Genomic DNA, 17,343 nt, shown 5'->3' with positions numbered 1-17,343 from the left:
CCCCGAGTGTGTACTTATGTCCCAGGAACTCTCCGCCGAACAGATCCAGCATGCCCTGCAAGGCATCAGCGTACCGCCGCAGCCGCAGATCATGGTTGACCTGCAGTTCGAGCAATACATGCCCGACCCTGACCTGGAGGTGATCGCCAAGCTGATCTCCCAGGACCCGGGCCTGTCCGGCGCGCTGCTCAAGCTGGTCAACTCGCCGTACTATGGCCTGACCAACAAGATCGCCTCGATCCAGCGTGCGGTGAACCTGCTCGGCAGCCGCTCGATCATCAACCTGATCAACGCCCAGTCGATCAAGGGCGAGATGAGCGACGACACCATCGTCACCCTCAACCGTTTCTGGGACACCGCCCAGGACGTAGCCATGACCTGCCTGACCCTGGCCAAGCGCATCGGCTCGCAGGCGGTGGACGAAGCCTATGCCCTGGGCCTGTTCCACGATTGCGGCGTGCCGTTGATGCTCAAACGCTTCCCCGAGTACATGAGCGTGCTCGAGGATGCCTACGCCAGTGCCGGTGCCGAGCAGCGGGTGGTCGACACCGAGAACCAGGTGTTCAACACCAACCACGCGGTGGTCGGTTACTACACCGCCAAGTCGTGGCGCCTGCCCGAGCACCTGAGCAACGCCATCGCCAACCATCACAACGCCCTGGCGGTATTCAGCGATGACTCGGCGCGCAACAGCCAGCTGAAAAACCTGCTGGCGATCCTGAAAATGGCCGAGCACATCTGCGCTTCGTACCGGGTGCTGGGCAACCAGAGCATCGACCACGAATGGAATACCGTCGGGCACCTGGTGCTCGATTATGTCGGCCTGTCCGAGTATGACTTCGAGAACCTCAAGCAGACCATTCGCGAACTGGGCGGTCACTGATCCATGCCGGAATTGCCAGAAGTCGAAACCACCCGGCGCGGTATTGCGCCTTACCTGGAGGGCCAGCGGGTCAGCCGGGTAATCGTGCGCGACCGGCGCCTGCGCTGGCCGATCCCCGAGGACCTCGACATTCGCCTTTCCGGGCAGCGCTTCGTCAAGGTCGAGCGGCGCGCCAAGTACCTGCTGCTCAATGCCGAAGTGGGCACCCTGATCAGCCACCTGGGCATGTCCGGTAATTTGCGCCTGGTCGAGATTGGATTGCCGGCGGCCAAGCACGAGCATGTGGATATCGAACTGGAATCCGGCCTGGCCCTGCGCTACACCGACCCACGGCGCTTCGGTGCGATGCTCTGGAGCCTCGATCCGCTCAACCATGAGCTGCTGATCAAACTCGGCCCGGAGCCGTTAACCGATCTGTTCGACGGCGAGCGGTTGTTCCAGCTGTCGCGGGGCAAGTCGATGGCGGTCAAGCCGTTCATCATGGACAACGCGGTGGTGGTCGGGGTTGGCAATATCTATGCAACCGAGGCGCTGTTCGCTGCCGGTATCGATCCGCGCCGTGAAGCCGGGGGCATTTCCCGGGCGCGCTACCTGAAGCTTGCGATCGAGATCAAGCGCATCCTCGCCTGCGCCATCGAGCGCGGCGGCACCACCTTGCGCGACTTTATCGGCGGCGACGGCCAGCCGGGCTACTTCCAGCAGGAACTGTTCGTCTACGGGCGCGGGGAAGAGCCGTGCAAGGTCTGCGGCAGCATTCTGCGTGAGGTCAAGCTTGGCCAGCGCGCCAGCGTCTACTGCCCGCGCTGCCAGAAGTGAAGCGGCTCAGCGCGGGCTAAGCACTTGCGCGGCGCCCACGCCGCGGGGGTCGCTGGCGGCTTCGAGGGTTTGCCCGGCCTTGTCCCAGTACAGCACTTGCTGATTGCCATAGCTGCGGCCCAGGTCCTTGAGCGGGTAGCCGCGCGCCTGCAGCTCGCGCTGCTGCCCAGTGCTGAAAGCCCCCGGTTCGTGCTCGACCACATCGGGCAGGTACTGGTGGTGATAGCGCGGCACCGCCGGCCATTCGGCCACCGGCCGGCCCTCAAGAAAGCCCATCATCGACAGCAGCACCATGCTCGGAATACGGCTGCCGCCCGGCGTGCCGAAGGCGGCGAACTGGGTCGGGCTCTCGATAAAGCTCGGGCTCATGCTCGACAGCGGCCGTTTGCCGGCGGCCACGGCATTGGCCTGGCTGCCGGCCAGGCCGTAACTGTTGCTGCCACGCGGGTCGGCGGCAAAGTCGTCCATTTCGTTGTTCAGCACCACGCCGGTACCCGGGGCAGTAAACGCGGCGCCAAACGGCAGGTTGACCGACAGCGTCGCGGCCACGGCATTGCCGTCAGCGTCGATCACTGCAAAGTGGGTGGTGTGATCGCCCTCGCGCCAGGCCGGGGCGGGCGGCAGGCTGCTGCTGGGCGTGGCCTGGCGCACGTCGATGCTGTCGGCCAGTGACGTCAGGTAATTACGCGCGAGCAGCTGTGGTATCGGATTGCTGACGTAGTCCGGATCGCCGAGCAGGCCGCGGTCACGGTAGGCCCGGCGCAATACTTCCAGAACGTAATGGCTGCGCTGTACAGGCTCGGCGCTCTGCCAGGGCAGGCGCTGCAGCATCGCCAGGCTCTGGGCCAGGGCCACGCCACCGGCCGAGGGCGGCGGGGCGCTGATCAGTTCGCGTTGATTGGCCAGCTGGTAGCGCAGCGGCTCGCGTTTGGCGGTGCGGTAGTTGGCCAGGTCATCCAGGCTCCAGATCCCGCCCGCGGCCTGTACCCCCTGCACCATGGCCTGGGCGCTCGGGCCGGCATAGAATCCGTCGCGGCCCTGGCTGGCGATACGTTCAAGGGTTATGGCCAGTTGCGGTTGGCGGATTTTAGCGCCCAGGGCCGGCACTTCACCGTTGATCAGGAACAGACGGGCGCTTTCTGGATCGTCGCGCAGTGCGCTCAAGCGCATCTGCGCGCGGTCGCGATAGATGCGGTCGACGGCAAAGCCCTGGTTGGCCAGGCGAATAGCCGGGGCCAGGGTGCTTTTCAGCGGCAGCTTGCCGTAATGGGCAGCAAGGTCGGCGAGGGCTGCCGGCAAGCCGGGAATCGCCGCCGCCAGCGGGCCATTGATCGACAAGCCCGGCTGGACCTTGCCGTCCTTGAGGTACATGGCTTCGCTGGCCTTGCCAGGTGCGCGCTCGCGGGCATCGATAAAGGCATAGCGGGCGGGTGTGTCGCCCTCGCGCAGCAGGAAGAAGCCACCGCCGCCCAGGCCTGAACCATAAGGCTCGACCACCGCCAGCGCGGCGCTGACGGCAATGGCGGCGTCAAAGGCGTTACCGCCCTGCTCGAGAATTTCGCGTGCGGCGGCAGTCGCGTCGCTATGCGGCGTGGCAATCGCCGCGCGGCCCGGGCCTTGTGCCTGGGCACTGGCCATCCCCAGCGCCAGTACGGCGCCAAGGACCAGCGGGGTAACCCGGGCGACGAACGGCATCAGGCCTTGCCGGTAATTCGGCGGTATTTTTCCATCAGCTGCGCTTCGCTCTCCGGATGCGCTTCATCCAGCGGGATGCAGTCCACCGGGCAGACTTGCTGGCATTGCGGCTCGTCGTAGTGGCCGACGCACTGGGTGCACAGGTTGGGGTCGATCACGTAGATCTCTTCGCCTTGAGAGATCGCAGCGTTCGGGCACTCGGGTTCGCAGACGTCGCAGTTGATGCAATCGTCGGTGATGATCAGGGACATGGGGACTCCGGCCAGGGCTCAGAACCCGGGCATTTGAAAACCAATGGGCACAATTGTGCCGCATTAGCGCCCGCAGTGCACGCGGGCGCCGTGGTCAAATCGCCGATGTCACTTCTTGAAGCGTTCGGTCAGGGCCTCGGCCACCACCGGGTGGACGAATTTAGTGATGTCACCGCCCAGCGCCGCGATTTCCCGGACCAGGGTCGAGGAAATGAACGAATAGCGCTCTGAAGGGGTGAGGAACAGGCTCTCGACGTCGGGCGCCAGTTGGCGATTCATGTTCGCCAGCTGGAACTCGTACTCGAAGTCTGAAACCGCCCGCAGGCCGCGCAGGAACACATTGGCCTGCTGTTCCTTGGCGAAATGCGCCAGCAAAGTGGAGAAGCCGATGACTTCGACATTGGGCAGGTGCTTGGTGACCTCGCGAGCCAGTTCCACCCGTTGCTCAAGCGGGAACAGTGGGTTTTTCTTCGGGCTGGCGGCGACCGCAATGATCACCTGGTCGAACAGCCGCGAGGCACGCTCGACCAGATCGCCATGGCCCTTGGTAATAGGGTCGAAAGTACCTGGGTACAACACTCGGTTCATCGCGTCGTCCTGGCAGGAGTGCGTTGGGGAGTCGGATGGTATCGCAGCAGTGGCGGTCGGCCAAGTCGCCCGACCACGCTGAAGGCACTATAGACAGTGCGGCCATTTGTTGTCATCTGCCAGCCACCAGGCGCTCGGCCAGGGCGTCGCTGAGCCGGGCACTGAGGCCGTACACCGACAATTGCGGGTTGGCGCCGATGCTGGTGGGGAACAGCGAGCCGTCGTGAATCGACAGGTTTTCCAGCTGATGGTGCCGGCCCAGGCTGTCGCACACCGCCTGGCGCGGGTCTTCGCCCATGGCGCAGCCGCCCATGACATGGGCACTGCCCAGGCGGGTACGAAACAATTCAAGGTTCAGGCCGTCGATCATCTGCCGCGCTTCGGCCAGGTTTTTTGCATGGCGGGCATCGCTGTGCACCGGCATCACGCTGTCGGCGCCAGCGGCGAACTGGATCTCGGCCATGCTCTGGAAGGCCCGGCGCACGCCGTCCCAGGCATAGGCCGACAGCGGGTAGTCGAGCACCGGCGAGCCATCGCCGCGCAACTGCACCTCGCCGCCGACGCTGTCCGGGTGAAAACCATCGCGCAGCAGGGCGAGCATCACGTGGGTGTGCGGCAGTTGCTCCATGCGCAGGGCGTTGTCCTTGCCGAAGCTGCCCAGCAAGGTGCTGGCCAGCGCCGGGTGCAGGGGCGGCACCTCGAGCTTGTAGCCGATCGGCCCGCTGACGCCGTCGCGCCACTGGAAATGGTCGGAGTAGATCGACTGCGGCGCGCCGTAGAACGGATTGACCTTGTCCTTGAACAGCCCGGCGCTGAAGTTGACCAGGTGCAGGAAGGTGCGCTTGCCCAGGCGCTCATGGGGGTCCGGAGCGTCCGAGCGCAGCAGCAGGCCGGGGCTGTTGATGCCGCCACCGGCAAGGATGTAATGCCGGGCCTTGACCCGGATCTGCCGGCCAGTGGGCTCGACGCAGCGCGCGTCCATGGCCACGCACTGCAGGCCGCTGATCTGTTCGCCGTTGTGCTCCAGGCGCTCGGCGCGGGCCAGGTACAGCAGCTCGCCGCCGTGCTCAAGGGTCGCCGGGATGCTGGTGACCAGCATCGACTGCTTGGCGTTGACCGGGCAACCCATGCCGCAATAGCCCAGGTTCCAGCAGCCGCGCACGTTGCGCGGGATCACTTTCCAGCTGTAGCCCAGCGCTTCGCAGCCGCGGCGCAGTGCTTCGTTGTTGGCGTTGGGCGGCATGATCCATGGCTCGATACCCAGGCGCTGTTCCATGCGTGCGAACCAGGGCGCCAATTCGGCGCTGCTCAGGCCTTTTACCCCGTGTTCGCGGGCCCAGTGCTCCAGGGTTGGCGCGGGGGTGCGAAAGCTCGAGGTCCAGTTGATCAGGGTGGTGCCGCCGACTGCGCGGCCTTGCAGGATGGTGATGGCGCCGTCCTTGCTCATGCGCCCGATGCCTTCCTGGTAGAGGCTGGCGTAGGCCTGGTCTTCGAGCATGTGAAAGTCGCTGCTGGTTTTCAGCGGGCCTTCTTCGATCAGCAGTACCTTGAAGCCTGCAGCACTGAGCAGCTCGGCACTGGTGGCGCCGCCGGCGCCGCTGCCGATAATGGCGATGTCGGTTTCAAGGCTCAGGTCCTGGTCCAGGCGCGAGGCGTCACGGGTTTTCCAGCCACGGCCAAGGCCGTCGCGAAACAGGTCGGGTACGGGCATGTTCAGCCTCTTGTGGTTATCGGTGGATCAGACCTTGGGTGGCCCTGGGTAGCCGCAATGGGCCCAGGATTGCGGCAGTTCGTACCAGGCCATGTGCAGCAGTTGCAGCAGCGAGGCATGGCCCATGCGCAGCAGGTTCAGCGAGCTGTCCTGCCAGCGCTGCAAAAAGGCTTCGATCTGCACGCTGCTGGCGTTGTCCCAACTGCCCCAGATGCCGGTCAACGGCCCGCGGGTGAGCGCCATGGCGAGCACGTCGAACAGTTGCCGGGTCAACTTGAGCATGGCCGGCGACAGCGCGGCGAGCTTGTTGTCCAGCCCGCGCAGCAAGGCTTCGCGGTTGTCCGCCGCCTGGGTGCCAGCCAGGACTACCGGAATCAGCGCGTGGAGGATCGGCAAGTCGTTTTCGCGCAGGGTAATGAAGCCGCTGGCCGGTGTTTGCGCCGAGCAGCCGCTGAGGCTGGCGCCCAACCCTGCGGTGGCGAGCAAGGCGCTGGCGCCGAGGCTGAACTTGAGCAGCCCACGCCGGCTCAGCGCGGGGTTTACAGGCAGGCTTGTGGTCATTGTTATCAGGCCCGTGGGTGGTTTTTCAGCGAATGAACAGTTTGTACACCAGCTTGAGCAGCCCCTTGCCGTAAGGCGGGTAGATCAGCCGCGCGGCATTCAAGCGCTGCTTGGCGAACACCGCCTTGGCCTTGCTGAAGGTCAGGAAACCTTCATGGCCGTGGTAATGGCCCATGCCCGAGGGGCCAATGCCGCCGAACGGCAGGTCGTCCTGGGCGACGTGCAACAGGGTGTCGTTGAGGCATACGCCGCCAGAGTGGGTCTGTTCCAGTACCCGTTGCTGCTCGCTGCGCTCGTAGCCGAAGTAATACAGCGCCAGTGGGCGCGGGCGTTGATTGATGTAGGCCAGCGCCTGGTCGAGGCTGTCGTAGGGCACCAACGGCAGCAGCGGGCCGAAGATTTCGTCCTGCATCACGCGCATGTCGTCGCTGACCCCGAGCAGCAGGTGCGGCGGCAGGCGCCGGCCATGGCGTGGCTCTTGTGGGTACAGGTCGATGATCTCGGCGCCCTTGCTGCGGGCATCCTCGAGATAACTCTCCAGGCGGGCCAGGTGGCGCGGGTTGATGATCGCGCTGTAGTCCGGGTTGTCGGCCAGGGTCGGGTAAAAGCGCCGCACGACGTCGCGGTAGGCCGTGGCGAAGTCCCCCAGGCGATCACGTGGCACCAGCACGTAGTCGGGAGCCACGCAGGTCTGGCCGGCGTTGAGGGTCTTGCCGAAGGCGATGCGTTCGGCGGCGTCGGCCAGCGGCACGCTGGCCGAGACAATGGCCGGCGATTTGCCGCCCAGTTCCAGGGTCACTGGCGTTAGGTTGTGCGCGGCGGCGAGCATCACCTGGCGGCCGACGCTGGTGGCCCCGGTAAACAGCAGGTGATCGAACGGCAGGCGCGAGAAGGCCTGGGCAACGTCGGCCTCACCCAGCACCACGCTGACCAGGTCTTCGGGGAAGATCTTGTCGAGCAGTTGCTGGAGCAACAGGCCGGTCGCCGGGGTTGCTTCGCTGAGCTTGAGCATTACCCGGTTGCCGGCGGCCAGGGCGCAGGTCAGCGGGCCGATGGCAAGAAACAGCGGGTAGTTCCACGGCACGATGATGCCGACCACTCCCAGCGGTTGGTACTGGACCTCGGCGCTGGCCGGCTGGAAGGCCAGGCCGACCTTGCGCCTGGAGGCTTTCATCCACTGCTTGAGGTGCTTTTCGCCATGGCGCAGGCCCTGAATGCTCGGCATCAATTCGGCCAGCAGGGTTTCGTTGGCGCTACGGCCAGAGAAGTCCTCGTTGATCGCTGCGATCAACGCGTCCTGTTGCTCCAGCAGGGCTTCGCGCAGGCTTTTCAGCCATTGCCGGCGCTGTGGCGCAGAGGGCAGGGGGTTGCCGGCAAAGGCCTGGCGCTGGGTGGCGAACACCGCGTCAAGGGCGGCGAATTCGGTGGGCGGCAGGGAGCGGGTAGCGTCGGCGAGCATGCGAAACTCCACGGCAAGGCAGGTTTTCTAGAGCATATACTCTAATATGTGCCCGGTGCGACTGTTTTTCACAGCGCCTGCGGGTACATACCGGTGTGGATACACCGTAAGATGGACCTATTCATTCAAGCTCAACGCCTGGAATTGATCATGGCCCCGCGTATCAAGACCCGCGAGCGCATCGTGCAGAACAGCCTGGAGCTGTTCAACCAGCAGGGCGAGCGCAGTGTCAGCACTAACCACATTGCCGCGCACATGGAGATTTCGCCCGGCAACCTGTACTACCACTTCGCCAACAAGCAGGAAATCATCGCCGTGCTCTTCACCCAGTATGAAGAGCTGGTGGAAAGCTTTTTGCGCCCGCCCCAGGGGCGTGTTGCCACGGTCGAAGACAAGCGCTTCTACCTCAAGGCGTTGCTGGCGGCGATGTGGAACTACCGCTTTCTGCACCGCGACCTGGAACACCTGCTCGACAGCGACAAGGAACTGGCCGCCCGTTACCGGCGCTTCTCCCAGCGCTGCCTGCTGCAGGGCCAGGCGATCTACCGCGGCTTTGTCGAGGCCGGCATCGTCGAGATGGACAGCGTGCAGATCGAGTCGCTGACCCTCAATGCCTGGATCGTGCTTACGTCCTGGGTGCGTTTTCTCTGCACCACTCGCGAAAATTCCGCGCACTTGAGTGAAGAAGCCTTCAAGCGCGGTGTCTATCAGGTATTGGTGCTGGAGCTTGGCTTTGTCACCGCCAAGGCGCGCCCCGCCGTCGACGCCTTGTGCCAGGAATTCTACGTTTCGCTTAACCAGGCGCTGGAGCAATAACGCCCGGGCCTTATCCGTTCAATCGTTCAGGAGACTGTCATGCCACTCGCGCAACTGATCACCGCCCAGCAATTGGCCGAACGCCTGGAGGCGCCGGCGCTGGTGATTCTCGATTGCCGTTTTGCCCTGGAAGACATCGATTATGGTCAGCGCAGCTATGCCGAGGGGCATATTGCCGGGGCGCACTTTGCCGACCTTGAGCGCGACCTCAGCGGGCCGATCATCAAGGGCGTGACCGGCCGCCACCCGTTGCCGGACCCGGAGCGTCTGGTCGAGCGCCTGCGGGACTGGGGCATCGACAACGACAGCGAAATCGTCCTCTACGACGACGGCCCAGGTGCCTTCGCGGCCCGGGCCTGGTGGCTGCTGGCCTGGCTGGGCAAGCGCAGTGGTGTATTCATCCTCGATGGCGGCCTCAAGGCCTGGCACGCGGCCGGGCTGCCGCTGAGCCTTGATCCGCCGGTCAAGCGCGAAGGCAACTTCAGTGGTGAGCCGGACGCCAGCCTGGTGCTGGATGCTGCGCAGTTGGGCGAGCGCCTGGGCAAGCCGGAGCTTACGTTGATCGATGCCCGTGGCCTGCCGCGCTTTCGCGGCGAGGTCGAGCCGATCGATCCGGTGGCCGGGCATATTCCCGGTGCACAATGCGCAGCCTTTACCGACAACCTCGGCGCCGACGGGCGGTTTCTGCCGGCCGAGCAGCTCAAGCAGCGCTTTGCCCAGAAGCTGGACAAGCGTTCGCCAGAGCAACTGGTCGCTTACTGCGGGTCGGGGGTGACGGCTTGTCACAACCTGTTTGCCCTGGCGCTGGCGGGGTATCCGCTGGGCAAGCTGTATGCAGGCTCGTGGAGTGAGTGGATTACCGACCCCCAACGGCCGGTGGCCACCGGCGACTGATCAAGACAGTTGCTCCCACAGAACGGTGCAACACCACAAATCCTGTGGGAGCCGGCCTTGCCGGCGATGCTTTTTCAGTCAGCTCGATTTATCGCCAGCCACTGAGGAATCCGCCGCTCCAGGTAATAGCCCGGACTGCGCACGCTGCCATCGACAAACCCTACATGTCCGCCCCGCGCATGCAGCTCAAAGGTGGTCTGCGCCGCCAGTTCATTGGCTGCTGGCAAGCTATGGGCGAACACGAAGGGATCATCGCTGGAATGGATGATCAGCGTCGGCGTGCGGTTCTCGCCCAGAAAATACCGGCTGGAAGCACGTCGGTAGTAGTCCTTGGCATCGCTAAAGCCATTGAGCGGCGCGGTCACCCGGCCGTCGAAATCCCAGAAGGTGCGCAGGTTTTCCAGCGGCCCCAGGCGCTCCAGCGCGGCCAGCCCTTCGTGGTGGCCGTGATGCTGGAAGTGGCGCTGCTTGTCCTTCACATAAGCGAGCATGGCGCGCATGAAATGCGCCTGGTACACCCGGGAAAAACCCAGGCCGATGCGGTCGGCGCACTGGTCCAGGCGAAACGGCACCGACACCGCCACCGCCGCCTGCAACTGGCTGGCCGAGCCGGCTTCGCCCAGGTGCTTGAGCAGCACATTGCCGCCCAGCGAGTAACCCACGGCGTATAGCGGTGCCTGCGGGCGCTGGGCGCGCAGATGGTCAATGGCTTCGGCCAGGTCTTCGCTGGCGCCGGAATGGTAGCTGCGCGGCAGCAGGTTGGGTTCGCCCGAGCAGCCGCGCCAGTTCAGCGCCACGCTGGCCCAGCCACGGTCGGCCAGGGCCTGTTGCATACCGATGACGTACGGCGAGCTGGACGAGCCGGTGAGCCCATGCAGCACCAGCACCACCGGGGTTGTCGCTTCATGGGGGCCGTGCCAGTCGAGGTCGAGGAAATCGCCATCAGCCAGCCACAGACGTTCGCGCTGGCGGCTCAGGGCCGCTGACTTGCGCCATAGCGGCCCCCAGAGCGTCTGCATATGTGGATTGCCCAGCCCCAGGGCGGGTTTGAAGGGGCTGGGGGTTGAGGCACACATCGTGGCGTACTCGCAGATCTGTTTCAGACAAGTGTATGTCCGGTTACTGGCAGTTGCCCGCACCGATCAGCCGGTCGCAGGCTCGATGTTCGGCAAGGCGTCTTGTTCGACCGTCGGGCCGACGCTGATTTGCACCAGCTTGTCGAGCTTCAGGTGTTTTTTCAACGCGACTTTCAGCTGATCCAGGGTCAGCGCCTGAACCTTGTCGAGAAACGCCTGGCGGCTGTCCAGCGGCAACTGGTTGACCCCGGTGTGGATCAGGATATCGCTGATCTGCTGGTTGCTCACTGAACCCAGCAGGTAGCTGCCGCGCAGCTTGTGCTTCGCGTCTTCGACCTCCTGCGCGGTCGGGCCCTGTGCCGCGTAGTCTGCAAGTAATTGCTCGAGCAACGCCATGCTGGCATCGCGGTACCTGGCCTCGACCTCAGTGGTAAAGGTCCACAGGCCGCTGGCAGGGTGCTGGATCAGCTTTGATCTGGCGCCGTAGGTCAAACCACGTTGGCTGCGCAGTTCATCGAACAGGCGCGAAGTCGCGCCGGGGCCGCCCAGTATCAGATTGGCCAGGGTCAGCGCCGGTGCATCGGCATGGTGCACGCTGATGCCGGGTATGGCAAACAACAACAGCGCCTGGCTGCCCGGATGCTCAAGGTGATAGATCTCCGGCTCGAAAGCAGCGGGCACGGGTAAAGGTGAGAGTGCCGGCCCGCTGGGCAGTGCTGACGATACTTGAAGTGCAATGGCTTGAGCCTGCTCAAGCGAAAGGTCTCCGACCAGGGTGATCAGGGCATTGCCCGCAGCGAGCGCTTGCTGGTGGAATGCGCGGATATCGGCAATGGTCAGCGATTCAATTGTCTGTCTGGTGCCGGCGCTGTTCGTCGCATAGGGGTGATTGGCGTAAGCATGCTGGTAAAGCAGGTCGGTGGCCCTGTAGGTCTGGACCCCCTGGCGTTGTATGAGCTGGCTGGTGAGCTGATCCTTGATCGCCTGCAGCTTGTCATCGGCAAGTTGCGGTTTGCCGAGTACATCTGTCAGCAAGCCGACGGCTTTGCTGCTGTGCTCCTGGCTGCTGAGGCTGCGCAGGGTTACGGCCAGGCTGTCTCGCCCGGCCTGCTTGTGAAACTGTGCGCCGACCGCATCGAAGCCTTCGGCAATCTGCAGGGCATCGTACTGGCCTGCGCCCTCATCGAGCATGCCCAGGGTGAGTTGTGCCAGGCCTGCTGCGCCATCATCGCGGGCGCTGCCGGCAGCGAATACAACCTGCAGGTCAAACATCGGCAAATGGTTGTTCTGCACAAACAACACCTGGCTGCCCTGAGGCGTGTGCCACGATTTGATCGGCAATTGAGGGATGCTGGTCAGGGGGGCGGTGGATTTCAGGGATCCCAGCTCAGATGCAGCGCTCTGGGCGTATGCAATGACAGATGTTAGGAGCAGGACGATAGGTAAAAGGTTTCGCGTGAACTTATTCATCATCGGCCTCCTTGGCCTGCAGATAAGCGACCGTAAGCCGTTCGCGGGTGAAGTAGGTGTTGGCGGCCTGCTGTAGTTGTTCAGGCGTTATTCGCGCCAGGTCGTCGGCATCATTGTCCAGTTGAGCGGCTGGCAAGCCACTGCCGAGCAGAGCAGCCAAGTCGCCGGCCTGATAGGCGAGGGTGTCGCGGGCGAAGGTGTTTTCTGCCAGCAGTAGTGTTCGCGCCCGGGCAAGTTCGTCAGGTTCGGGAGGGTTTTTTTTCAGTGCCTGCAGTTGTGCCCAGATCGCCGCTTGCAGTTCGTCCAGTGGCCTGGGCTGAACGGTGTTGATTGAAGCCTGGATCTCGAACAGGTTATCGCCCCTGGCCACCGGGTCGTAGCTGACGTCAGGGCGTGTCAGCAGAGTTTGCTGGCGCTCCAGCCGGGTGCTGAGGCGGGCGCTCAAGCCTTTGCCCAGCAGGGCCGAAAGCAGGCGCAAGGCATGTACGTCAGTTGCTGACGCTGCGCTGGCATAGGTCGGCACGTTGAAGGCCATGACCAGGGTTGGCGTACTGAAATCCTCGTAGACCGTAACCTGACGGGGGCCGGGGGCAGCGGTCTGAAGGGGCTTTTTAATGAACGGCAGGTCTTGGCGGGGGAAACCGGCAAAATACTTTTCAACCTCGTGTTTCACCGCATCACGCCGCACATCGCCAACGATGATCAGCGTGGCATTGTTGGGCGCGTACCAGGTGCGATACCAGGCGCGCAGTTCTTCGTTGTGCATGCGCTGCAGATCGCTCATCCAGCCGATCACCGGGGTGTGATAGCTGCTTTGCGGGTAGGCAATGGCCTGCAGTTGCTCGAAGAGCCTTAGCAATGGATCGTTATCGACATTCTCTCGCCGCTCAGCCTTGACCGCTTCGATCTCGCGAACGAACTCGTGTTCGCTCAGCACTGCGCCTTTGAGCAGATCGGCATTGAGCTCCAGCGCTACAGCCAGCCGATCACTGGGGAGCGTCTGATGATGCACGGTGAAGTCACGGAGGGTGTAGGCGTTGTCCTCGCCGCCCAGGCGTTCGATGATCTGTGAGAGCTGACCCGGGGCGGTCTTGGCACTGCCTCGGTAGAGCAGGTGTTCGAGGGCGTGGGATAAGCCGGACTGCCCGGGGTACTCATGGCTCGAACCGACCTTGACCAGCATATGTGTGGTGACCACGGGCGCCCGGCGGTCTTCGCTGATGACTACGTGCAGGCCGTTGTCGAGGGTGAACTCATGGCGAATGGAGGGTTCGGCCAGGGCCTGGCCGGATAGCAGAAACAGGCCGAGCAGGCTGCTCCTGAGGGAGGTGCGTCGATCCATGACAGTGATCCTTGTGGTTGAAAACAAGGCGCACGATCAAGCAAGCGTAAAGGTGAAAGGCGTTAGATATTTAGCGGGCACGACCCGGCGGCGGCCGGGTCGTGAATATTGCTCAGCCGCGCTGCCAGAGTGCGTAGTACACCTGGCCGGCCTTTTTCTCGCGGTGCAGGCGCCAGTTGCCGGGCAACTGCAAGGTCGATGGCGGGGTTTCGCTCTCGGTGTAGATCCAGGCGTTTTCGGCCAGCCACTGACGCTCTTCAAGCAGGGCGCAGGTGGTCGGCAGCAAGCCCTGGTTGAACGGCGGATCGAGGAACACCAGGTCGAAGGCCAGCTTCGGCTCACCCTGCAGGTAGCGCTGGGCGTCGGTCTGGATCACCTGGCCGCGAGGGCAGCGCAGGGTCTCGAGGTTCTGCCGCAGGCAGGCGATGGCCGCCGGGTTGCTGTCCAGGGCCACGGAATCGCCCGCGCCACGGGACAGCGCTTCGAGGTACAGGGCGCCGCTGCCGGTGTAGGCGTCGAGCACCTTGGCTCCTTCGATGTGCGGGGCAAGCCAGTTGAACAGGGTCTCGCGGACCCGGTCCGGGGTTGGGCGCAGGCCCGGCGCGTCAGGGAAGCCCAGGCGCCGGCTACGCCATTCGCCGGCAATGATGCGCAGCTGGCCCTGGCCGTGGTGCGGCTTGGCCGGTTTTGCGGATGGACTGGCCATTAATGCTCCGGTACGCCAAGCGGTTGCTCGGCGGGTTTGTCAGTAGGCGGCGGCAAGGGTTTTTGCGGCACGCTTGGCCCGGCGGTGACGATAACCATCTTGTCAGCAGCCAGGTGTTTGTTCAGCGCTGCCTTGACCTGTTCAGTGGTTAGTTGCTGGGACTGCTGCATGTAGTCTTCCAGCCAGGTCAGTGGCAGGTTGTAGAAGCCGATGGCACCCAGTTGGCCAACGATGCTGGCGTTGCTGGCATTGGACAGCGGGAAGCTGCCGGCCAGTTCCCGCTTGGCGTCGTCCAGCTCAGCCTGGCTCGGGCCGCTCTTGAGGTAGTCGGCGAGGATGTCCTGGACCAGCTTGAGGGTGCCTTCGCTGAGCTCGGCACGGGTCTGCAGGTTGATCATGAACGGGCCACGCACCTGCATCGGGCTGAACACCGAGTATACGCCGTAGGTCAGGCCGCGTTTCTCGCGCACTTCGCTCATCAGCCGGGTGCCGAAGGTGCCACCCCCGAGGATCTGGTTGCCCAGCGACAACGCCGGGTAGTCCGGATCGTTACGATCAATGCCCAGTTGCGCGAGCATCAGGTGGGTCTGCTTGGACGGAAAGTCAATGTGGGTTGCGCCGGCCTTGGGTTCGCTTGGCTGGGCCACTTTGGCCAGGGCCGGGCCTTTGGGCAGGGCCGAGGACACCTGTGCGGCAATGGCTTCGGCTTCGCTGCGGCTCAGGTCGCCGACCAGGGCGATCACCGTATTGCCAGCGGCATAGGCCTTGGCATGGAAGGCACGCAGTTGCTCCAGGGTGATCGGCGCAATGCTCTTGGCGGTGCCGTCACTCGGGTGAGCATAGGGGTGGGTGCCGTACAGACGCTCGAACAGCTCGATGCTGGCCAGCTTGCCGGGGTTCTGCTTCTGGTATTCGAAGCCGGCCTGCATCTGGTTCTTGATGCGCGCCAGGGCGTCCTGCGGGAAGGTCGGCTTGCCGACCACTTCGGCGAACAGCTTGAGCGCAGGTTCGCGCTTGTCGGCCGCGCTCAGGCTGCGCAGCGAGGCCACGGCCATGTCGCGGTAGGCGCCGTTGCCAAAGTCGGCGCCCAGGCCCTCGAAGCCTTCGGCAATGGCGGTGACGTCCTTGCCGGCCACGCCTTCGTTGAGCATGGCGTTGGTCAGGGTCGCCAGGCCCGGGGCATCGCCGTCCTGGCTACTGCCGGCGGCGAAAGTCAGGCGCAGGTCGAACATCGGCAGCTCGCGGGCTTCGACGAACAGCACGCGGGCGCCTTCGGCGGTGTTCCAGGTCTGGATGTTCAGTTGCCGGCGGCTTGGCGCCTTGCCATCCAGCTCGGCCAGCGATTGCAGGGTGTTGGCCGCCTTGGCTTCGGTGACCGCAGCCGGTTGCGCGGCGTTATCCGATTGCGCAGGTTTGGCCAGGAAGAACGCCAGCAGGCCAATCAGCAACAACAGGCCGAGGCCGATCAGGGTGTAGCGGGGTGCGCTGCGTTCACTCATGAGCGTTCTCCTCGGGCAGTACATGGGCAACGCTCAGGCGTTCACGGGTGAAATAAGTACGGGCGGCGTTCTGGATGTCGGCCGGGGTCACGCTTTTGAGCTCGTCCAGCTCGCTGTCGATCAGTTTCCACGACAGGCCGACGGTTTCCAGTTGGCCGATGGCGGTGGCCTGGCTGCTGATCGAGTCACGGTCGTAGACCAGCCCGGCGATGACCTGGGCACGTACGCGCTCAAGCTCTTCAGCCGACGGCGGGGTGGTTTTCAGCTCGTCGAGCAGCTTCCAGATACCGGCTTCGACGTCGGCCAGGGTCTTGTGCTTTTGCAGGTTCGGCATGGCCGAGATCACGAACAGGCTGTCGCCGCGGGTGAACGGGTTGTAGCTCGACGACGCCCCGGTGACCAGCTCCTGGCCGCGCTCCAGGCGGCTTGGCAGGCGCGCGCTGTAGCCGCCGTCGAGCAATGCCGAGATCAGCCGCAGGGCGTGCACGCTGCGCGGGTCCTTGGCGGTGGCCAGGCCCGGGGTGTTGAAACCGTAGATCAGGCTCGGCAGCTGGGTTTGCACATGCAGGGTGGTTTCCCGCAGGCCCGGCTCGGCCAGTTCGAGTGGCAGCTTGGCCGGTGGCACCGCGCGTTTCGGGATGGCGCCGAAGAAGCGCTGGGCCAGGCCCTTGACCTCGTCGACGGTGACATCGCCAACCACCACCAGGGTGGCGTTGTTCGGCACGTACCAGGACTCGTACCAGTGGCGCAGTTCCTCGACCTTCATGCGGTCAAGGTCTGCCATCCAGCCGATGGTCGGGGTGCGGTAGCTGCTGGCCGGAAAAGCCATGGCGCTGAACAGCTCAAAGGCCTTGGCGTTGGGCTGGTCGTCGGTGCGCAGGCGGCGCTCTTCCTTGATGACCTCGATCTCGCGGCTGAACTCGTCGGCCGGCAGGCGCAGGCTGGCCATGCGGTCGGCTTCAAGCTCCAGGGCCACCGGCAGGCGGTCGCGGGCCAGTACCTGGTAATAAGCGGTGTAGTCGTCGCTGGTGAAGGCGTTCTCTTCGGCGCCCAGGTCGCGCAGGATGCGCGAGGCTTCGCCAGGGCCGAGCTTCTCGCTGCCTTTGAACATCATGTGTTCCAGGGCATGGGAAAGGCCGGTCTGGCCCGGTGATTCGTAGGTCGAACCGACCTTGTACCAGATCTGCGAGACCACCACCGGCGCCCGGTGATCCTCGCGCACGACCACTTTCAGGCCGTTGTCGAGAATGAATTCGTGGGTGGGTTGCGTATCGGCGGCGAAGGCCGCGAACGGCAGACAAACTGTGCTGAGCAACAGGCCAGCGGCGCGGCGGGCTAGAGCATTCATACGTTGTTTAACCTGTAGGACTGCCCGCGTGGTCTTAGCGTCGGCGGGCTTGGAGGTGCTAGGATACTGATCCGGTTGCCTGAGGACCATGCCTGTCATGGAACCAGCCCGAAGGCTTGATGACAAAATGCTGCGCAAGAACGAGCCGGATTAAAAGTAGACTGTTCTGCGTTAAAAGAATTTAAGAAGCGCCGCAGTGGCGCATCGCTACCCTGAGATAGCCGTCTT

Annotated in this window: 16 protein-coding genes; 4 read left to right on the top strand and 12 right to left on the bottom strand. The window is 64.1% G+C overall.

What is annotated here, in order from left to right; translation table 11 throughout:
• The first annotated feature begins 16 nt into the window (after positions 1-16).
• Positions 17-883, top strand: a complete 867-nt coding sequence (locus tag ACIOVF_RS08345; RefSeq protein ID WP_045201871.1) for an HDOD domain-containing protein — start codon at positions 17-19, stop codon at positions 881-883.
• Positions 884-886: 3 nt separating this feature from the next.
• On the top strand, positions 887-1,699 hold the full coding sequence (mutM, locus tag ACIOVF_RS08340) for a bifunctional DNA-formamidopyrimidine glycosylase/DNA-(apurinic or apyrimidinic site) lyase (RefSeq protein ID WP_045201873.1): 813 nt from the start codon (positions 887-889) through the stop codon (positions 1,697-1,699).
• A 6-nt stretch (positions 1,700-1,705) separates the two neighbouring features.
• Here the strand turns inward: mutM and ggt are convergent, their stop codons facing one another.
• The 6 genes from ggt to ACIOVF_RS08310 form a co-directional block, all read right to left on the bottom strand.
• Positions 1,706-3,394: a gamma-glutamyltransferase gene (gene ggt / locus ACIOVF_RS08335; RefSeq protein ID WP_401288737.1), complete on the bottom strand. Its 1,689-nt coding sequence runs from the start codon at positions 3,392-3,394 to the stop codon at positions 1,706-1,708.
• Positions 3,394-3,645 (bottom strand): YfhL family 4Fe-4S dicluster ferredoxin, encoded by a 252-nt coding sequence (locus ACIOVF_RS08330; RefSeq protein ID WP_045201878.1) that lies wholly within the window; start codon positions 3,643-3,645, stop codon positions 3,394-3,396. Before ACIOVF_RS08330 ends, ggt begins: the two co-directional genes overlap by 1 nt.
• A gap of 108 nt (positions 3,646-3,753) precedes the next feature.
• Positions 3,754-4,233 (bottom strand): pantetheine-phosphate adenylyltransferase, encoded by a 480-nt coding sequence (coaD, locus tag ACIOVF_RS08325; RefSeq protein WP_038997673.1) that lies wholly within the window; start codon positions 4,231-4,233, stop codon positions 3,754-3,756.
• A gap of 112 nt (positions 4,234-4,345) precedes the next feature.
• Positions 4,346-5,944, bottom strand: coding sequence for a GMC family oxidoreductase N-terminal domain-containing protein (locus ACIOVF_RS08320; protein WP_401288732.1), 1,599 nt, complete (start codon positions 5,942-5,944; stop codon positions 4,346-4,348).
• A gap of 27 nt (positions 5,945-5,971) precedes the next feature.
• Entirely contained in the window at positions 5,972-6,505 is a 534-nt protein-coding gene (locus tag ACIOVF_RS08315) for a hypothetical protein (protein ID WP_045201883.1), read from the bottom strand.
• Between the two features lie 25 nt (positions 6,506-6,530).
• Positions 6,531-7,964: a coniferyl aldehyde dehydrogenase gene (locus ACIOVF_RS08310; RefSeq protein WP_045201885.1), complete on the bottom strand. Its 1,434-nt coding sequence runs from the start codon at positions 7,962-7,964 to the stop codon at positions 6,531-6,533.
• A gap of 150 nt (positions 7,965-8,114) precedes the next feature.
• On the opposite strand from ACIOVF_RS08310, the gene ACIOVF_RS08305 reads away from it, so the two are divergent.
• Entirely contained in the window at positions 8,115-8,780 is a 666-nt protein-coding gene (locus tag ACIOVF_RS08305; RefSeq protein ID WP_045201895.1) for a TetR/AcrR family transcriptional regulator, read from the top strand.
• A gap of 39 nt (positions 8,781-8,819) precedes the next feature.
• Positions 8,820-9,674 (top strand): sulfurtransferase, encoded by an 855-nt coding sequence (locus tag ACIOVF_RS08300; protein WP_401288727.1) that lies wholly within the window; start codon positions 8,820-8,822, stop codon positions 9,672-9,674.
• Positions 9,675-9,748: 74 nt separating this feature from the next.
• Here ACIOVF_RS08300 and ACIOVF_RS08295 read toward each other — a convergent pair whose 3' ends face one another.
• The 6 genes from ACIOVF_RS08295 to ACIOVF_RS08270 all read right to left on the bottom strand — a co-directional run bounded on the left by ACIOVF_RS08295 (position 9,749) and on the right by ACIOVF_RS08270 (position 17,115).
• Complete coding sequence (locus ACIOVF_RS08295; RefSeq protein WP_045193978.1) at positions 9,749-10,750, bottom strand: hydrolase; 1,002 nt, start codon at positions 10,748-10,750, stop codon at positions 9,749-9,751.
• Between the two features lie 66 nt (positions 10,751-10,816).
• Positions 10,817-12,043 carry a pitrilysin family protein gene (locus ACIOVF_RS08290; protein ID WP_177329131.1) on the bottom strand — a complete coding sequence of 409 codons (1,227 nt, stop codon included), beginning with the start codon at positions 12,041-12,043 and terminating at the stop codon, positions 10,817-10,819.
• A 169-nt stretch (positions 12,044-12,212) separates the two neighbouring features.
• Positions 12,213-13,562: a pitrilysin family protein gene (locus ACIOVF_RS08285; protein WP_045193977.1), complete on the bottom strand. Its 1,350-nt coding sequence runs from the start codon at positions 13,560-13,562 to the stop codon at positions 12,213-12,215.
• A 112-nt stretch (positions 13,563-13,674) separates the two neighbouring features.
• The gene (gene rsmD / locus ACIOVF_RS08280; protein ID WP_401288722.1) at positions 13,675-14,268 is read right to left on the bottom strand and encodes a 16S rRNA (guanine(966)-N(2))-methyltransferase RsmD; all 594 of its coding nucleotides are present in this window, start codon (positions 14,266-14,268) and stop codon (positions 13,675-13,677) included.
• Positions 14,268-15,767 (bottom strand): pitrilysin family protein, encoded by a 1,500-nt coding sequence (locus ACIOVF_RS08275; protein WP_045193975.1) that lies wholly within the window; start codon positions 15,765-15,767, stop codon positions 14,268-14,270. Before ACIOVF_RS08275 ends, rsmD begins: the two co-directional genes overlap by 1 nt.
• Positions 15,760-17,115 (bottom strand): pitrilysin family protein, encoded by a 1,356-nt coding sequence (locus tag ACIOVF_RS08270; RefSeq protein ID WP_045193974.1) that lies wholly within the window; start codon positions 17,113-17,115, stop codon positions 15,760-15,762. The genes ACIOVF_RS08275 and ACIOVF_RS08270 overlap by 8 nt, the downstream gene beginning before the upstream one ends.
• Positions 17,116-17,343: the final 228 nt, after the last annotated feature.

It is taken from the genome of Pseudomonas sp. NPDC087612 (assembly GCF_044743505.1).
Lineage (GTDB): Bacteria > Pseudomonadota > Gammaproteobacteria > Pseudomonadales > Pseudomonadaceae > Aquipseudomonas.
Note: the sequence above shows the minus strand (reverse complement) of the source record. Positions and strands in the feature narration are given on the sequence as shown.

Coding starts and splice junctions, on each gene's coding strand:
- ACIOVF_RS08300 (WP_401288727.1), top strand. CDS start 8,820: ATGCCACTCGCGCAACTGATCACCGCCCAGCAATTGGCCGAACGCCTG.
- rsmD (WP_401288722.1), bottom strand. CDS start 14,268: ATGGCCAGTCCATCCGCAAAACCGGCCAAGCCGCACCACGGCCAGGGC.
- ACIOVF_RS08310 (WP_045201885.1), bottom strand. CDS start 7,964: ATGCTCGCCGACGCTACCCGCTCCCTGCCGCCCACCGAATTCGCCGCC.
- mutM (WP_045201873.1), top strand. CDS start 887: ATGCCGGAATTGCCAGAAGTCGAAACCACCCGGCGCGGTATTGCGCCT.
- ACIOVF_RS08295 (WP_045193978.1), bottom strand. CDS start 10,750: ATGTGTGCCTCAACCCCCAGCCCCTTCAAACCCGCCCTGGGGCTGGGC.
- ACIOVF_RS08275 (WP_045193975.1), bottom strand. CDS start 15,767: ATGAGTGAACGCAGCGCACCCCGCTACACCCTGATCGGCCTCGGCCTG.
- ACIOVF_RS08330 (WP_045201878.1), bottom strand. CDS start 3,645: ATGTCCCTGATCATCACCGACGATTGCATCAACTGCGACGTCTGCGAA.
- ACIOVF_RS08315 (WP_045201883.1), bottom strand. CDS start 6,505: ATGACCACAAGCCTGCCTGTAAACCCCGCGCTGAGCCGGCGTGGGCTG.
- ACIOVF_RS08320 (WP_401288732.1), bottom strand. CDS start 5,944: ATGCCCGTACCCGACCTGTTTCGCGACGGCCTTGGCCGTGGCTGGAAA.
- ACIOVF_RS08345 (WP_045201871.1), top strand. CDS start 17: ATGTCCCAGGAACTCTCCGCCGAACAGATCCAGCATGCCCTGCAAGGC.
- ACIOVF_RS08285 (WP_045193977.1), bottom strand. CDS start 13,562: ATGGATCGACGCACCTCCCTCAGGAGCAGCCTGCTCGGCCTGTTTCTG.
- ggt (WP_401288737.1), bottom strand. CDS start 3,394: ATGCCGTTCGTCGCCCGGGTTACCCCGCTGGTCCTTGGCGCCGTACTG.
- coaD (WP_038997673.1), bottom strand. CDS start 4,233: ATGAACCGAGTGTTGTACCCAGGTACTTTCGACCCTATTACCAAGGGC.
- ACIOVF_RS08270 (WP_045193974.1), bottom strand. CDS start 17,115: ATGAATGCTCTAGCCCGCCGCGCCGCTGGCCTGTTGCTCAGCACAGTT.
- ACIOVF_RS08305 (WP_045201895.1), top strand. CDS start 8,115: ATGGCCCCGCGTATCAAGACCCGCGAGCGCATCGTGCAGAACAGCCTG.